Source organism: Anoxybacillus thermarum (assembly GCF_000836725.1).
Classification (GTDB): Bacteria; Bacillota; Bacilli; order Bacillales; family Anoxybacillaceae; genus Anoxybacillus; species Anoxybacillus thermarum.
Window position 1 is genome coordinate 1 of sequence record NZ_JXTH01000028.1, and the last position, 17,723, is coordinate 17,723.

The window sequence follows — 17,723 nt, forward strand, 5'->3', positions numbered from 1 at the left end:
CCAAGCGGGTTGAACAGGCCAAACGGAAGGCAGGACGGTTGTGGGCAGATGTGGTGCGTCAGAATCTACCGTGTCTGCAGCGGTCATCCGGGACGCCGATCCATCAAGCGTTGTCGGCGCTTCGGGATTTTGGTTGGGTGTAAAAAAATGGAATACAATATCATCACTTCAAGATGAGGGATGAGAGTCCAAAAGCGCTTACGATATCAATTCCTGAAAATGGTTCGCTAACTAGTGATTGACAACACCCGTAGTGAACCGAAAAAATGTTCTCCACAAAGTCTTGACTGACTCAATAGTCATAACTCCCTTGAATTTCTTCGTTGCTTCAATTATATTGAAGAAGGTATAGTTTTCATATGGGGGACTTATGATGAGATTCAAACGGCAAGAACCTTTCCGATATCAATTTGGTCAACCGATTCCGTGTACGTTCCGTATTACACGCATTGGAGAACGGGAGGTAGAAACGGATAAAGGAGCGGCTGAAATTCAAGATATTAGTCCACGTGGCATTCGCATGGAGACGAAATTAAATTTACCTATCGACTCGGCAAAAGGTGAAATGGAGGTGGAGTTACAGTTTACAATTGTTGATCAACCGATAACGGTGCGCGGTGTTGTCATTTGGAAAAAAGCATACGCAAGTGAATTTCAATACGGTCTATCATTAGAGATTTCTAAACAAGAAGAAATGCAGTTAATTGGCGAAATTAAAAGACATGCGGCGATGTATGCTCGGAAAAAAGAAAGCAAATAAAGAGGATGTCCATATGGGCATCTTTTTTATTTAAAAAATGTTTGAAAGCGATTGACTAACTTGTATATACAGGTTAAAATAAAAACAAACAAGTCGACTTGTATATACAAGTTTATAAAAAGATGTGTAAACGCTTCAACTGAGGAGGAGTAGAAGATGCGACAATCTGTTGAGAAAATTGTCCAAGCGGTCGGTGGGAAAGAAAATATTATTGCTGCGACACATTGCGTCACACGTCTTCGCTTTGCGTTAAAAGATGAAGGAAAAGTTGACAAAGAAGCATTAGAAAACATTGATATTGTGAAAGGTTCATTTTCAGTCAATGGCCAGTTTCAAGTAGTGATTGGTCAAGGATTAGTAGAAAAAGTATATAACGAAATGATTGACATGACCGGTCTCGGTCGAGCGACAAAGCAAGACATTAAAGACGCTGCGGAAAAAAAATTAAATCCGCTACAACGAGCCATTAAAACGTTGGCTGACATCTTTATTCCGCTTTTACCTGCTATCGTCACAGCCGGTTTATTGATGGGATTAAATAACATTTTAACAGGTCCGGGAATTTTTTATGAAGGAAAATCAGTTGTTGATGTTCATAAACAATGGCGCGATTTTGCTGATATGATTAACTTAATTGCCAATACAGCGTTCGTCTTTTTACCTGGGTTAATTGGTTGGTCAGCTGTTAAAAAGTTTGGTGGAAGCGAGTTACTCGGAATTGTGCTCGGACTTATGCTTGTTCATCCAGCATTATTAAATGCATGGGCATACGCTTCAGCTGTGCAAGAAGGAACAGTGCCATATTGGAATTTATTTGGATTTGATATTCAAAAAATCGGTTATCAAGGTCAAGTATTACCTATTTTAATTTCATCATATGTGTTAGCGAAATTAGAACAATTTTTGAAAAAGCGAATTCCGGAAGCATTTCAATTGTTGCTTGTCGCTCCGATTGCCTTGCTTGTGACAGGGTTTATTTCTTTTATAGCAATCGGTCCTGTGACGTTTGCTATTGCAAACGCTTTAACAGATGGTCTTGTTGCTTTATTCGATCGTTTTGCAGCGTTAGGTGGGCTCGTATATGGGGGATTATACGCCGTTCTCGTTGTCACAGGAATGCACCATACGTTTTTAGCGGTAGACTTACAATTGATTGGTAGCACAGGTGGGACGTTTTTATGGCCGATGCTTGCGTTATCTAACATCGCTCAAGGTTCTGCAGCACTTGCGATGATGTTCGCTACAAAAGATGAAAAGCTAAAAGGCTTATCGTTTACATCGGCTGTATCTGCTTACTTGGGCATTACGGAGCCAGCGATGTTTGGTGTAAACTTACGATTCCGTTATCCGTTCATTTCAGCGTTAATCGGCTCTGCTATTGCGGGAATTTTTATTACGATTAATAAAGTACAAGCTTCTTCTATCGGTGTTGGCGGACTACCTGGATTTTTATCGATTTTTCCTGAAAAATGGGCACCGTTTTTCATCGGCATGGCCATTGTCCTTATCGTTCCATTTATGTTGACATACATTTTGGCAAAAACGAAAGGCGGTAAGTAATATGCATCCATGGTGGAAAACAGCAGTCGTGTATCAAATTTATCCGAAAAGTTTCAAAGATACAAATGGCGATGGAATTGGTGATTTGCAAGGAGTTATACGAAAGCTTGATTATTTACAAACTCTCGGGGTTGATGCCATCTGGCTCACCCCCATTTACGAATCTCCACAGCGTGACAATGGATATGATATAAGCGACTATTATCGAATTTATGAACCATACGGTACAATGGAAGACTTTGAAAAACTTATTAAAGAAGCGCATAAGCGGAATATAAAAATTGTGATGGATATCGTTGTGAACCATACGTCAACAGATCATGAATGGTTCCAACAAGCTCGCTCATCTAAAGATAACCCGTATCGTCATTTTTACATTTGGAGAGATAAACCAAACAATTGGCAATCGAAATTTGGGGGATCAGCTTGGGAGTATGATGAACAAACAGGACAATATTATTTGCACTTGTTCGATGTTACGCAAGCTGATTTGAACTGGGAAAACGAAGAAGTGCGTAAGCGTGTATATGACATGATGCATTTTTGGTTACAAAAAGGAGTAGACGGGTTTCGTTTAGATGTCGTTAATTTAATTTCGAAAGATCAACGATTTTTAGACGATGATGGATCTATTCCCCCTGGAGATGGGAGAAAATATTATACAGACGGTCCACGCATTCATGAATTTTTGCAAGAAATGAATCGAGAAGTATTTTCAAAATACGACATGATGACAGTAGGAGAAATGTCATCAACATCTATTGATCATTGTATTTTATATACAAATCCTGATCGTCATGAACTGAATATGACATTTAATTTCCATCATTTAAAAGTCGACTATCCAAATGGAGAGAAGTGGGCAATTGCTGATTTTGACTTTTTACAGTTAAAAAAGATTTTATCGGAATGGCAAGTGAACATGCATAAAGGCGGCGGATGGAACGCATTGTTTTGGTGCAATCATGACCAACCACGCATCGTTTCTCGTTATGGGGATGACGGACGTTATCATAAACAATCAGCAAAAATGTTAGCGACAACGATTCATATGATGCAAGGCACACCTTTTATTTATCAAGGTGAAGAGATCGGAATGACCGATCCAAAATTTGAACGAATCGATGACTATCGAGATGTCGAATCATTAAATATGTACCGAATATTAAAAGAGCAAGGAAAGAGTGAACAAGAGGTATTGCATATTTTACAGCGAAAATCTCGTGACAACTCCCGAACACCAATGCAATGGAGCGATGAGCGACACGCGGGATTTACAACTGGTACACCGTGGATTTCTGTCGCGCGCAATTATGAAGAAATTAATGTTCAACGAGCGTTACAAGATCCAACGTCTATTTTTTATCATTATCAAAAACTAATTCAGTTGCGTAAACGATACGACATCATTACGACAGGGGATTACGAACTCATTTTAGAAGACCATCCTTCGATTTTTGCATATATACGTAACGGAAACGATGAAAAACTTGTTGTGATTAATAATTTTTACGGACAAGAAACGTTGTTTGAATGGCCAGAACACGTAGACATCACAGAATATAAAAGCGAAATATTATTATCGAACTATGACGACTCGCCAAGCGATTTTACAAAAATGATGTTGCGTCCGTATGAATCGATTGTTTATTACTTGAAAAAATAATGGTAAAATATTTTTCGGTGATAAACAATGAGTGAAAATAAATATTTATCCATTTATAATGACTTGTTATCGAAAATTGAAAAGGGAATATTTAAACCTGGAATGAAAATTCCTTCTGAAAATCAGCTCGTTGAACAATATGAAACATCCCGTGAAACGATTCGCAAAGCGCTCAATTTACTTTCGGAACATGGGTATATTCAAAAAATTAAAGGAAAAGGTTCCATTGTATTGGATGTTCGTAAATTCGATTTCCCGATTTCGGGGCTTATTAGTTTTAAAGAATTAGCACAAAAGTTAGGAAAACCTTCGCGAACGATTGTTGAGCAACTTGAATTGATGAAACCCGATGAAATGTTAAAAAAACATCTCCACGTGACAGCGAGAGATGACATTTGGAAAGTAATACGTGTGAGAGAAATTGAAGGCGAGCGCATTATTTTAGATAAAGATTTTTTTAATAAAAAGTTTGTTCCGCTTTTGTCTAAAGATATATGTGAGCGCTCCATTTATGAATATTTAGAAAAAGAATTGCAATTAAAAATTAGCTTTGCCAAAAAGGAATTTTTCGTCGAAGAGTGTACAGATGAAGATCGGAAATATTTACATGTTAAACAATATACGCACGTTGTTGTCGTACGAAATTATGTTTATTTAGATGATGCGAGTTTATTTCAATATACAGAGTCCCGTCATCGTCTTGATAAATTTCGATTCGTTGATTTTGCGCGGCGCATTCATTTGCATTAAAAATAATGGTGCTGGCCCAAAAAAGCGGCAATGCCCTTATCTAGGTAAAATGGAAAAATAGACCACCACTAAAACCAAGGGTTTCAGAGGTGGTCTATTTCACATACTTCGGTGAAATTGCATCAAAAAGGGGCTTTTGAGTCAGCTCCATCACTTTGTTTCACGATGTAACGTATGGCGCTTTAGACGAGGACAATATTTTTTTAATTCTAGTCGCTCTGGATTGTTGCGCTTATTTTTTGTTGTTATGTAGTTACGATCCCCAGTTTCTGTACATTGTAAAACGATTTTCACACGCATGTTTTGTCCTCCTTGAAAGAAAATAGTAATCATTACGTTTTGTATCGTAATATAAAAAAGCTTTTTTGTCAATAATCGTAGCCGGAATGATTCCGACTACGATTGAAGATGTTCTTTCATAAATTGTGGGAGATGGAAGCATTGGTTTAATACATCAGCATTTGCGTATTTCGTTTGTTTTGAGAATGTGTTGAGTCGCTCGAATGAAATAGGTTGTTTACCACCGAGCGTAAAGCTCCATAGCCCGCCAGGATATGTTGGAACGGTAGCCGTATATACGTGTACATGCGGGAATAAATGACGAATATTTGCATATGTTTGCTTCAATACGTCCATATGAAAAATAGGGGATTGGCTTTGGCAAACCATCATTCCATCTTCTTTAAGCGCTTCATGCACACTTTTATAAAAATCGTATTCAAATAATACTTGTGCAGGACCAATTGGATCGGACGAGTCAATAATAATGACATCATACGTATTCACACGGTCTTTCACAAATTGAACCCCATCTTTATATATATATTGCACACGCGGGTCCGAAAGATTTCCAGATACTTCAGGTAAATGTTCTTTACATGCCCGAACAACAAGTTCATCGATTTCGACAAGATGTATTTCTTCTACCTCTTCATATTTCGCCACTTCACGAGCTGCGCCACAATCGCCCCCGCCAATAATTAAAACTTTTTTCGGCGACGGATGAAGAGAAAGAGGAACATGTGCAATCATCTCGTTATAAATATGACCATCAATGGAAGTTGTTTGTACAACTCCGTCAAGTACGAGCATTCTTCCGAAGTCGTATGAGTCTAAAATCATCACATGTTGAAATGGTGAACGTTCTGAGTAAATGATTTCTTTAATGCGATAACTAATTTTTAAATTTTCACGTTCATCTTCTGTTAACCACAACTTACCGTTTTGTTCCTTTATGTAGTTCATAGCTTCCTCCTCTAACAACGTATTTTACACCTTTTTTATATTAATATATTTCTGCATGAGTTTGCAAAGGGTGAGAACAATATGTACAAAAATTACAATAGTCTTTTTGTTCGCAACCGTTTACAAAAATAAAGTGTTGACAGTTCTTTTAACATTTACATAAAGTCGTTGAAAAACATGAGTAAGAGGAGTAGGATAAGTGTGAAAAACATCACAAAAATAGAAAGAGAAGTGAGGATACGATGGACGCTTTACAAACATGCAAAGAGCTCGCATTAAAGAAACGATCTATTTTGCAAAAATCACTGCTTCAATACATGATTCGTGCTGCTTTAGCAGGTGTATATATCGGTTTTGCTCTTGTTCTTTGTGTTCGGGTTGGTCAATACTTTTATGAAACACATTCACCAGCTACTTATTTAGTAAGCGGCATTTTCTTCGGGATTGCTCTTGTACTGATCATGTATGGTGGGGCAGAATTGTTTACAGGAAATACGATGTACTTTACCGTTAGTACCCTGCAAAAAGAAACAACGATTGGAGACACCCTTCGTAACTGGGCCGCATGTTATAGCGGAAATTTGCTCGGTGCTATTTTCTTTGCTTTTTTAATTGCACAGTCAGGGATTTTTCATGATCTTCCGATGGATCATTTACTATTTGCGATTGCATTGAAAAAAATGCATGCAACAACGTTACAACTGTTTGTGAAAGGGATTTTGTGTAACTGGCTCGTTTGTTTAGCTATTTTTATTCCGATGCAAATGAAAGAAGATATCGCAAAAATGTTCGCCATGATTTTAATCGTTTTCGTCTTTTTTGCTTCTGGATATGAACACTCAATCGCAAATTTTGTTATTTTCTCCCTTGCATTAGCTGTTCAACATCCTGATACGATTCATGTGGCAGGAATCGTTCATAACATCATACCTGTAACGCTCGGTAATATTGTCGGTGGTTCATTATTTATGGGGGCTTTATACACGTACCTTTCATCTTCCGTCAAACAGCCTGCTCCTATATGGAAAGGAGCTTTTGGAATACGAAAAATAATGAATAAGTAAGAAAAATAGTCGAGATATGTTCTCGACTATTTGTTTATTTGTTATAATAATGGCTATTATTTATTCCATTTTTTGTTCCATAGGGGGGAGTTATGATGTATTTTCAACAAAAACATGCGCAAAAGTTTATGGACAAATATAAAGATCGGGCACGCTTGCTTATTTCATGTCCGGATCAACCGGGAATTGTTGCAGCAGTTACAACTTTTTTGTATGAACAAGGAGCCAATATTGTTGAGTCCAGTCAATATTCGACAGACCCTGAAGGTGGTACATTTTTTTTACGAATTGAGTTTGATGCTCCGAATATATCAGAGAGAAAAGAGGAGATGGAGAGAAAGTTCGCAACGATTGCACAACGTTTTTCAATGAAATGGCGATTGAGTTTACATACGCACATAAAAAAGGTAGCGATATTTGTTTCGAAAGAAGAACATTGCTTATTAGAGTTATTGTGGGAATGGCAAGCGGGTGAATTGCTTGCAGATTTTGCTCTCGTCATCAGCAACCATGAACAAATGAGAGAAACGGTAGAGTCATTCGGTATCCCGTACTACTACATACCAGTGACAAAAGAAACAAAACAAGAAGCAGAAGAAAAACAAATACAGTTGTTAAAGGAACATGATATTGATGTCATTGTGCTTGCTCGTTATATGCAAATTTTATCATCTCGTTTTGTCGCAACGTTTCCAATGCAAATTATTAACATTCACCATTCGTTTTTACCGGCGTTTATTGGTGCGCGACCATATGAGCAAGCTTATCGACGTGGAGTGAAACTCATCGGCGCTACTTCTCATTATGTAACAGATGATTTAGATGAAGGACCAATTATTGAGCAAGATGTGGAACGAGTTGATCATAAACATCATGTAGAAGACTTGAAGCGAATTGGACGCATGATCGAAAAAACAGTCCTCGTTCGTGCATTAAAGTGGCATTTAGAAGATCGTGTCATCGTTCATGAAAATAAAACAATTGTATTCAAATGAAGAAGAGGGATTAACCTTCTTCTTTTTTTGTAAAAAATTGATATGATAAAACTATGTTCTAAATAAAAAATGAATAAAAATAAAAATGTTCAGTTATAATGGAAGTATAGAAGGATTTTTCTTTTGAGTAAAGAATGTGTCATATGAGAGGAGGAGGAAAGATGAGTGAAAAAAGAAAACCGAGCGGATTTTTATTAAAACAACGCGCATTTTTAAAGTTGTATTTAATTACTTTAACCGAACAAGAACGATTGTATGGGCTGAAATTACTAGATGTGCTTCGTGAAGAATTTCAGCCGTTTGGATACCGTCCGAATCATTCAGAAGTATACAAAGCTCTACACGATTTAATTGAGGACGGGATTTTAGAACAAGTAAAAAAGAAAAAAGAAGGAATGAAATATCAAGAAGTGGTTTATTACCGTTTTACTGAGGAAGGATATAAAAAAGCCCAGCTATATAAACGACAATTAAAAACAGAATTAGATCGTTGTGAAGCACTCATTCGTAAAGCAATTAAAGATAATTTTAGTTGACAATAGGATCATATTTCATTTAATATACTGATAAGGGTATATAGAAAAAGGAGATTGATAAATATGACATACGATAACCAAGTGAAAAACAGATTAAAACGAATTGAAGGACAAGTTCGTGGTGTGCTCAAAATGATGGATGAGCAAAAAGATTGTAAAGAAGTAGTTGCTCAATTATCCGCTATTCGTAGCGCTGTCGATCGTGCCATTGCGGTTGTTGTAAGTGCTAATTTGGAGCGTTGCATTCGCAAAGATGTCGAAACAGGATCATTAGAAAGTGAAAAGCTTATTCAAGAAGCAGTTGAGCTACTCGTCAAAAGTCGATAATGCCGAGTGGCTCCTTTTTTATTTTTTGTTAACATAATGTTATTATGTTAAACAATTTGTTTGTTTGTACAAATGAGTGCACTTTTTGTACAATACGTACGTATGAAAATATAGAAAGGGTTGACATCATGATGTATACACAATTATTTTCACTTCCTGAAACGATTCAAAGGATGATAGAAGAGAGAAGAGAAATGTTTAAACATGACGAAATCGAACGAATCGGGGCTACCGCATACACACCAGCCCATGAATCCATTTTATATGACGCGATTATCGCTTTAGCGTTAGGAAAAAATGTGTTATTAAAAGGTCCGACAGGTTCAGGAAAAACAAAATTAGCAGAAACATTATCAACCTTTTTTGGACAGCCCATGCATAGCATGAACTGTTCGATCGATTTAGATGCTGAGGCAATGCTTGGATTTAAAACGATTCAACAAATAAACGGACAAGCATCGATCGAATTTATACCGGGACCGGTCATTCAAGCGATGACAAAAGGGCATTTATTATACATCGATGAGATTAATATGGCTAAGCCAGAAACGTTGCCCATTTTAAACGGCGTGCTCGATTATCGAAAAACGATTACAAATCCGTTTACCGCTGAAGTCGTAAAGGCAAAACCGACATTTGGTGTCATTGCAGCCATTAACGAAGGATATGTTGGAACAGTTCCGTTAAACGAAGCGTTAAAAAACCGTTTTGTTGTCATTGATGTACCGTACGTTCAAGGGGAGGCGTTAAAAAGTATTTTGAAACAGCAAACGAAGCTGATGAATGATACATTATTGGATCGTTTTGTTACATTGTCAGCGGACTTAATTGTTCAAGTAAAGCAAGGATATGTATCAGAAGAAGCAGCTTCGATTCGGGCATTAATCGATGCTTGTGATTTAGCAGTATACATTCCACCACGACGAGCAATCGAGCGGGCGATCGTTGAAAAATTAGAAGATGATCGTGAAAAAGCTGCGGTGCGTAATTTAGCAGAAACGTTGTTTGATGAATGAGGGTGGCTGAATGAATCGTTTTATTATGTTTAATGATAAAAAAGTCGATTCTTTTTTGTTTATGGAGCTATCTGATTTAGTGAAAACATTAACAAAAGATGAGAAAATGGAGCTCGAATTTGGCTATCAGTCGTATCTTGATCGACAACATAAAAAAGTGGTCGTTAGTCATTTTTGGGACAATCGTCCAAAAGAGCAGTACGTATATGGATTAAAAAGTGATGTATTTTTGCGCACGATCGGAAATTTTTATCATACAAGCGATGAACATATTATTTCCTTTCTTAATCAAGTGAAAGCCTATTCTATTCGGAATTTCGCTAAACAACTATTTATGTTGCTTGAAGATCTTCGTTTAGAAGATGTATGTCGACATGTGCGTCCTGGAACAAAAAAATCGTTTATCATTCGGAAACAGGTGTATCGTCATTATTTTCAAACGCAATGGAACGTCAATATGATAAAAAGCGTTCATACAGACGCATTGTTTAATTTTCTATATTTATTATTAACGGCAGAACAACCAGAGCAGGAAGTTTTTCTCCCTGAATCATTGCGACCCGCTCTTCCGTTTGTTGAGCGTGAAATACGAAATGTATATGATGCAAAATCGACCGATCATATTTCACGTATTGTACTTACAGTTGTAGATGTGTTAGATGAATTGTTAGATGCGGATATGTTAAACACATATTTTCATCTCCCAGAGTACATTTACGCTGATCAGCAAGAGGATATGGAAGATATTCGCCGCAAAGATCCGTTGAAAAATCATGATGTGCTCGATGAAAAATCGAAAGACGAAGAGATTTTTCAAGAAGTGATGCATACATGGCATCGCGAAACAAGCGATATGACAAACAGTTTTTTGCAATTTGATCTAGAGCAGGGATCGCAAACGGATTTGCTTGGCGAAGGGGTTCGTCAAGGAGAAGCGGGAGATCAAGCACTTGGGATCGTACATGGTTCATCACAAAAAACGACGCATAATGATTATACGCATTTAGAACAACAAGAATATCGCCAAGGGCTTTTTGGGCGTTCGGAGTACGAATACGGAAAAGAAAATCGTTATGCGAAACTAATATTTGTAGATGCTTCGCCACCAACAGTACAACAAATGAGACAGTATGAACGTGATCGAGAAGTCATTGGGCCGTATCAAAAAAAGTTGACGCAAACGATTGAAAAAGTACTTGAGCATAAAAAAATACATCCGCGTACAGATTTACATGCTGGTCGCTTAAACAAAAAGCTGTTACGCTTTTTGATCGAGGATCATCCACGTTTATTTTATAAAAAGCATGAAACATCTCCATTGTTAGATGCTGTGTTTATATTGCTTGTCGATTGTTCTGCATCAATGTATGACAAAATGGAAGAAACGAAAAGAGGGATTGTTTTATTTCATGAATCTCTCCGGGCGCTTCACGTTCCACATAAAATTGTTGGTTTTTGGGAGGATACAAACGAAGCGACACCGTCTTATCAACCAAATTATTTTCAAACAGTTATTGATTTTGATGCGTCTTTGAAAAAGGGACGTGGAGCGGAAATTATGCAGTTAGAACCTCAAGAAGATAATCGCGATGGTTTGGCCATTCGGCTAATGACAGAAGAGTTGCAAAAACGAAACGAAAAACAAAAATTTTTGCTCGTCTTTTCGGATGGGGAACCAGCAGCCTTTGGATACGATCAAAACGGAATTGTAGATACACACGAAGCGGTGGCGGAAGCGAGAAAATTAGGAATTGAAGTAGTCAATGTGTTTTTGGCTAACGGAATGATTACCGAAAGTCAACAAAAAACGATTGAAAATATATATGGACATTATCATGTAATTGTTCCAAATGTAGAACAGTTACCGACATTTTTAGCCCCTTTACTAAAAAAATTATTGTTATACAAATTATAAAAACACCCGAAATGGCGGGTGTTTTTATGTTAATTAAAAAATTTTTTCCGTTAACAAAAATTTTTTTAAAAAAGATTTTATTTGAATAGTATGTGAGAAAATAAAATAAATTTTTATTTATACTGTTTTAAAATAGTATACAAGAATAATTTATTTTCATTTTTGTTCCTTTAACGCTGTAAAACGGTTGTGTTTTTCTATTTTTTTCTATTGACGTATAAATTTAATTTTCAGATAATACTATTGCAAGATTAATAATCTTACTAATTATCTTAATTATTTATTTTTAAGGAGGAAGTGTATGGAGCTCATTAATCAAGTAGTCGGATTTTTAAACAACATTCTCTGGTCTTATGTCATTATCGGTTTATTGCTCGGTCTCGGTTTGTATTTCACGATCGGGACGAAATTTGCACAAATTCGCTTGATTGGGGAAATGTTTCGAGTTCTAAAAGAAAAATCCCCTGAATCAAAAGGAAAAAAAGAAATTTCTTCACTTCAGGCATTCTTCATTGGTGCTGCGACACGTATCGGAACGGGTAACGTTGCTGGGGTTGCGATGGCTTTAGCAATCGGTGGTCCAGGAGCAGTATTTTGGATGTGGCTTGTTGCGATTTTAGGTGGAGCAAGCGCATTTGTTGAAAGTACATTAGCGCAAATTTTTAAAGTAAAAAGCGATGTTGGTTTTAAAGGTGGCCCAGGATATTATATGGAGAAACAATTGGGCGCACGTTGGATGAGCACAATTTTTGCTTTCACAATTATTGCAAGTTTCGGATTAACATTTAACGCCGTACAAAGCAATACAATTGCTACAGCGTTTAATAATTCATTTAGCGTGAACCCTTATGTAACCGCTTTCCTTTTAGCGGCATTAACAGCAGTCATTATTTTCGGTGGAGTTACACGCATTGCTCGTTTCTCTGAAATTATTGTTCCAATCATGGCGTTTTTCTACATCGGATTAGCATTGTATGTAATGGTAACAAACATTACTGAAATCCCAGCAGTTATTGCTTTAATTTTTAAGAGTGCTTTTGGTTTAGAACAAGTTGTTGGCGGTGGTATGGGCGCTGCAATTATGATGGGGGTAAAACGCGGATTGTTCTCCAATGAAGCTGGTATGGGTAGTGCACCAAACGCTGCAGCAACAGCAACAGTTTCACATCCAGCGAAACAAGGTTTTATTCAAGCACTAGGGGTATTTTTCGACACATTACTTGTATGTAGTGCTACAGCATTTATCATTTTATTATCAGATACGTATAAAACGGGCGAGCTTGTTGGTATTGAATTAACACAAGCAGCACTTTCTGAGCACTTCGGTTCTTGGGCAGGTATTTTCTTATCAGTAGCTATTTTCATGTTCGCTTTCAGCTCGATCATCGGAAGTTATTACTACGGTGAAGCAAATATTGAATTTATTAGTAAAGGAAAAACAGCTTTATTCGTTTATCGTATCCTAGCAATCGGAATGGTTATTTTCGGAGCGCTTGCTAGCTTACAAATTGTTTGGGATTTAGCTGACTTAGCGATGGCGCTTATGGCATTAACAAACTTAGTAGCAATCGGTTTACTTGGTCGTATTGCGTTCAAAGCGCTTGATGACTATATGGCGAAACGTAAACGTGGGGAAGATCCTGTATTTTATGCTGACGATATTGAAGGGTTAAAAGGTGTTGAATGTTGGCCAACGCGCAAAGAAGAACATGTGAAAAAAGCTGTGGGTAAATAGGTTAAAGAAAACAAGTCTAAGGAAATTCCTTAGGCTTGTTTTTATGCACACAATCTATTGTAAAAGTTTACAATGTTGTAACAGTTTCAATCTTTTTTGTAATACAGATTTGCATTATAATAATAATCGGAATGAATGTTTGAAGATATACAAAGAAAAAAGAAGGGAGGATTTATATGAAACAGTATATTTTCAATTTTAGTACACATCATCAACAACCAGTTGTATGGGAAGAAGCAATCATTGCTCGTGGAATGATGGATGCGTGCATAAAAGCGAAGAAGCTATGCCGCCAGTATGAACGAGAAAAACAAATCCCGATCCGTATTCAATACAAAGGTGTTCGCTATTGCAATGAGGATATTGCTTAAATAAGAAAGGACGGATTATGTGGTGTATGCATTTTATCGTAAAACGTAGCTGTAGTTCGTTTCGTCAATTATAAAACAGCTACGCTTTTATTTTCTTTTCTGTCTCAAAAATAAAAGTATACTTTTTATGTGAGATAAATTTTGTATAACTTCCTATAATTTATGTTATGTAAACTAAAAACAAACGCGAAAAAAGAGGCAGATTTCATTCTGCCTTCTCTTCAAAAAAGTATGAAAACAAAACGGCGTGGTTTTTCTCATCAGCCGCTGCTCGGCGAATCGACGGTTTACTATTCGTCTTGCAAAGCAATTTCTAGCCCATGCTTAAAATCACCCAAACATTGTTCGCTGTTCGCTCATCTTCGGTTGAGGACGCTCACCAGTCAGACTAAAATAAATATGCTCAGATTGTTAGAAATTATCCTTTAGTTTTGGAAAATTTCACACTTTCATGGTACTCTACCTACTTGGTTGTGCATCGTTTAACTTGTCATAGTCCTATCATTTTACCATGTCCTCTTCTTTTTCTTGAAGTGTCAAGTATGCAAACCTCCCCTTCTTCCGCTATACTGAACAAGTAGTCTTGTGATCAGGAGGAAAATATGATGAAATCACTTGTTTTGGCCGAAAAGCCGAGCGTGGCTCGGGAAATTGCCCGCGTGCTTGGTTGTCGGGAGCAACATAAACATTACTTTGAAGGACCGAAATATATTGTCACATGGGCGCTGGGGCATTTAATTGAATTGAAAATGCCGGAACATTATAATCCCGCCTATAAAACGTGGCGGCTGGAAGATTTACCAATTATCCCGGAAAACATGGGACTGAATGTCATTCGGCAAACGAGCCATCGGTTTCGGGCAATCGAAACCTTAGCAAAACGTTCGGATATGAAAAACTGCATCATCGCCACCGACGCTGGACGAGAAGGTGAACTTGTCGCACGGTGGATTTTGCAAAAAATTCGTTGGAAAAAACCGCTCCTCCGCCTCTGGATCTCGTCACAAACCGATCAAGCCATTCGCGACGGGTTTCAACATTTAAAACCTGGAAAACAGTTTGAGCGTTTATACGAATCGGCTGTTTGCCGGGCAGAAGCAGATTGGTTGATTGGGTTAAATGTGACGAGAGCGTTAACGACCAAATATAACGAACCTCTTTCCGCAGGCCGCGTTCAAACACCGACGCTTGCGATGATGATTGAGCGAGAAAAAGAAATTCAGTCATTTAAACCAACACCATATTGGACGATTCGTGCCAACGTCGGGTCTGTTGTTGCTTTTTGGGAGCGTAACGGGGAAAAACGAATGTTTTCGAAAGAACTGGCGGAACAGCTATATGAAAAACTAAAAAATAAACAAGCGACGGTTATTTCTGTCGAAAGAAAAACAAAAAAAGAGCCACAGTCGCTTCCTTACGATTTAACCGAATTACAACGAGAAGCAAACAAACGGTTTGGCTTTTCGGCGAAAAAAACGTTAAGCGTATTACAACGGTTATATGAGCACTATAAGCTCGTCACATATCCACGCACCGATTCGCGCTATTTAACGACGGATATGGAAAGTACGATGGCTGATCGGCTAGAGGCAATGAGATCCGGATACTTAGACGAAGTTGCTCCGCTTTTAAAAAATAAAGCGAAGGTAGTGGCTAGGCGGGTATTTCATAACGAAAAAGTAACGGATCATCATGCGATTATCCCAACAGAAGAACGGTTGGACATCAGCAAACTTTCCGCTGATGAACGAAAACTATATGACTTAATTGCTCGTCGCTTTTTAGCACTCTTCTATCCAGCATGCGACTACGAAACCATTCATGTTGTTTTTGATATCGACGGCGAAGCTTTTGTCGCGCGCGAAACGCGAGTAGTAAACGCAGGGTTTCGGCGCGTTCTAGAAAAGCAAGAAGAGAAAGGAACTTTCCCTACTTTTATGAAAGGACAAATGATTTCTGTCATATTAGAGAAAAAAGAAGTGTTAACAGAGCCCCCTCTTCGCTATTCTGAAGCCGACCTTTTGTCGCAAATGGAAAAATACGGACTAGGTACGCCAGCGACGCGCGCCGAAATTATTGAACGCCTCGTCGAAACGGAAACGGTCGAGCGAAAAAACGGACGGTTTTATCCGACACCAAAAGGGAAACAATTGATTGAACTTGTCAATGAGGAATTAAAATCGCCGCAATTGACTGCACGTTGGGAAAAAGAATTAGAAGCAATTGCTCGTGGAAACGGTGATCCAAAAACGTTCCTCCAACACATCCGCAAGCAAACGGAGCGGTTAGTGACGGAAATAAAACAAAGCGATCGAACGTATCGTGCTCATAATTTAACTGGCTCTATGTGTCCAGAGTGCGGATCATTTTTAAAAGAACGAGCGACAAAAGAAGGTCGCATGCTCGTATGCTCGAATATGACATGCCGCTTCCGGAAGAGAAAAGATCCAAAGCTTTCGAACCGGCGTTGCCCACAATGCAAAAAACGGATGGAAATTCATGAAGGAAAAGCAGGTGTCTACTTCCAATGTCGCCTTTGCAATGTTATTGAAAAAGCAGAAGAAAAGAAGGCGACTATTAGTCGGAACGATCGAGCGTTATTGAAAAAATATAGTGCCGAAAACGACTCATTTGGCACAAGTTTAGGTGATTTATTAAAACAGGCATTAGAGAAAAAGAACGAGTAAGCGAGATGCCGGTGTCGGTTCTGACACCGGCATGTTATTCGATTCGTTTTTTCGCTTCGGAAAGAAAATCGATCAGTTTCGTACCAACACCGACAAATGTTTCAAGCATGGCTTGCGCGCCAGCGATCGAAAAAATAAAAATGAGCGGCTTAGCGACCGTAGGGATAAATAGATACCCAAGCGCAATAAAAATAGCGCTCCAAACCCCGGCGCACCAATAGCAATTTAATAAATACTCGAATTTCGATGTCGGTACTTTTTTCACCTCTGTATGCCCGTTCGTGGTGACGGTTTCTTTTTTCATAAACGGCTTGCGAAGAAACTATGTAATTTTGTCAAACACAATCAAGTGCGTCAATCGATAACTAGCGAGAATCATCATAAAGTAAGTAAGTCATCCAGTCTAATTTATTAATCAATATTCCCTCCTTTTTTTACTATTTTTCCTCGCTACCTTAAGTTTATGAAAAAATGTTGTTCATGCTACTCACTTTGAAAACCATTGAGGTAATAGCTCACTCACCCTCCCCTTTCGACTTTGCAGGTTGTAATCCAGCTTACAGTAATTCTGATTGTTTTTTTGTATGATGAATTTACAAAAAAGAAAGGGGTGCTTGAATATGAGTCGTTCATTAAAAATAGGAGTGCTTGGTGGTGTGGTCGGTGGAATCATATTTGGGATTATGATGCAAATGATGGGTATGATTCCAATGATTTCAATAATGGTAGGTAGCAAAAGTATTGCTGTTGGTTGGGGTATTCATATGATAATTAGTATCATTTTTGGTGCGACATTTGGTTACCTTGCTACGTTTACTAAACGTATGTTTATCTTATCAGTTATTTATGGAATTATGATTTGGATTGTAGGGCCTTTGGTCGTCATGCCGCTTATGCTTGGTATGGGTACAATGTTAGCGCATGCTTTTGAACCACAACAACTAATGAGTTTAATGACGCACTTATTTTTCTCATTTGTCATCGCAGCAACATTTAAGATAGCAAACAGAAAAACTGTAGAGACGGATGTGAACGTAACGAATTAACCTTAAAGGAAGGGATCGAAAAATTCGATCCCTCTCCTATGTTCCTTTTT

The 17,723-nt window shown here is 37.9% G+C and carries 16 protein-coding genes and 2 pseudogenes; 15 read left to right on the plus strand and 3 right to left on the minus strand.

Annotated features, from left to right (window positions below):
- The 5 genes and pseudogenes from LH47_RS15200 to treR form a co-directional block, all read left to right on the plus strand.
- A pseudogene (locus tag LH47_RS15200) lies at positions 1-143 on the plus strand (UPF0236 family protein); the annotation flags it as partial.
- A gap of 227 nt (positions 144-370) precedes the next feature.
- Complete coding sequence (locus tag LH47_RS08055; RefSeq protein ID WP_052585029.1) at positions 371-760, plus strand: PilZ domain-containing protein; 390 nt, start codon at positions 371-373, stop codon at positions 758-760.
- A 156-nt stretch (positions 761-916) separates the two neighbouring features.
- On the plus strand, positions 917-2,320 hold the full coding sequence (gene treP, locus LH47_RS08060; RefSeq protein WP_043966389.1) for a PTS system trehalose-specific EIIBC component: 1,404 nt from the start codon (positions 917-919) through the stop codon (positions 2,318-2,320).
- 1 nt (position 2,321) lies between these two features.
- Positions 2,322-3,986 carry an alpha,alpha-phosphotrehalase gene (gene treC, locus LH47_RS08065; protein WP_043966391.1) on the plus strand — a complete coding sequence of 555 codons (1,665 nt, stop codon included), beginning with the start codon at positions 2,322-2,324 and terminating at the stop codon, positions 3,984-3,986.
- A gap of 27 nt (positions 3,987-4,013) precedes the next feature.
- Entirely contained in the window at positions 4,014-4,736 is a 723-nt protein-coding gene (gene treR, locus LH47_RS08070; RefSeq protein WP_043966393.1) for a trehalose operon repressor, read from the plus strand.
- A gap of 150 nt (positions 4,737-4,886) precedes the next feature.
- On the opposite strand, the gene rpmG is transcribed toward treR, so the two are convergent.
- On the minus strand, positions 4,887-5,036 hold the full coding sequence (gene rpmG, locus LH47_RS08075) for a 50S ribosomal protein L33 (RefSeq protein WP_043966395.1): 150 nt from the start codon (positions 5,034-5,036) through the stop codon (positions 4,887-4,889).
- 96 nt (positions 5,037-5,132) lie between these two features.
- Entirely contained in the window at positions 5,133-5,981 is an 849-nt protein-coding gene (speE, locus tag LH47_RS08080) for a polyamine aminopropyltransferase (protein WP_043966397.1), read from the minus strand.
- 242 nt (positions 5,982-6,223) lie between these two features.
- Here speE and LH47_RS08085 point away from each other — a divergent pair, with 242 nt between their 5' ends.
- The 9 genes from LH47_RS08085 to LH47_RS08125 all read left to right on the plus strand — a co-directional run bounded on the left by LH47_RS08085 (position 6,224) and on the right by LH47_RS08125 (position 16,627).
- On the plus strand, positions 6,224-7,045 hold the full coding sequence (locus LH47_RS08085; RefSeq protein ID WP_043966399.1) for a formate/nitrite transporter family protein: 822 nt from the start codon (positions 6,224-6,226) through the stop codon (positions 7,043-7,045).
- Between the two features lie 95 nt (positions 7,046-7,140).
- Positions 7,141-8,040 (plus strand): formyltetrahydrofolate deformylase, encoded by a 900-nt coding sequence (purU, locus tag LH47_RS08090; protein WP_152619605.1) that lies wholly within the window; start codon positions 7,141-7,143, stop codon positions 8,038-8,040.
- Between the two features lie 161 nt (positions 8,041-8,201).
- Positions 8,202-8,576 (plus strand): helix-turn-helix transcriptional regulator, encoded by a 375-nt coding sequence (locus tag LH47_RS08095; protein ID WP_003397201.1) that lies wholly within the window; start codon positions 8,202-8,204, stop codon positions 8,574-8,576.
- A gap of 63 nt (positions 8,577-8,639) precedes the next feature.
- Positions 8,640-8,903, plus strand: a complete 264-nt coding sequence (locus LH47_RS08100) for a metal-sensitive transcriptional regulator (RefSeq protein WP_043966402.1) — start codon at positions 8,640-8,642, stop codon at positions 8,901-8,903.
- Positions 8,904-9,097: 194 nt separating this feature from the next.
- Complete coding sequence (locus LH47_RS08105) at positions 9,098-9,919, plus strand: AAA family ATPase (protein ID WP_407637154.1); 822 nt, start codon at positions 9,098-9,100, stop codon at positions 9,917-9,919.
- A 10-nt stretch (positions 9,920-9,929) separates the two neighbouring features.
- Positions 9,930-11,834, plus strand: a complete 1,905-nt coding sequence (locus LH47_RS08110; RefSeq protein ID WP_043966404.1) for a vWA domain-containing protein — start codon at positions 9,930-9,932, stop codon at positions 11,832-11,834.
- Positions 11,835-12,135: 301 nt separating this feature from the next.
- A complete protein-coding gene (locus LH47_RS08115) occupies positions 12,136-13,569 on the plus strand; it encodes an alanine/glycine:cation symporter family protein (RefSeq protein WP_043966406.1) in 1,434 nt (477 codons plus the stop codon).
- A 176-nt stretch (positions 13,570-13,745) separates the two neighbouring features.
- Positions 13,746-13,940 carry a hypothetical protein gene (locus LH47_RS08120; RefSeq protein ID WP_043966408.1) on the plus strand — a complete coding sequence of 65 codons (195 nt, stop codon included), beginning with the start codon at positions 13,746-13,748 and terminating at the stop codon, positions 13,938-13,940.
- 605 nt (positions 13,941-14,545) lie between these two features.
- On the plus strand, positions 14,546-16,627 hold the full coding sequence (locus LH47_RS08125; protein WP_043966410.1) for a DNA topoisomerase III: 2,082 nt from the start codon (positions 14,546-14,548) through the stop codon (positions 16,625-16,627).
- A 34-nt stretch (positions 16,628-16,661) separates the two neighbouring features.
- On the opposite strand, the pseudogene LH47_RS08130 reads toward LH47_RS08125, so the two are convergent.
- Positions 16,662-17,009, minus strand: a pseudogene (locus LH47_RS08130) (DUF1360 domain-containing protein).
- A gap of 238 nt (positions 17,010-17,247) precedes the next feature.
- On the opposite strand from LH47_RS08130, the gene LH47_RS08135 reads away from it, so the two are divergent.
- On the plus strand, positions 17,248-17,673 hold the full coding sequence (locus tag LH47_RS08135; protein ID WP_152619604.1) for a hypothetical protein: 426 nt from the start codon (positions 17,248-17,250) through the stop codon (positions 17,671-17,673).
- Positions 17,674-17,723: the final 50 nt, after the last annotated feature.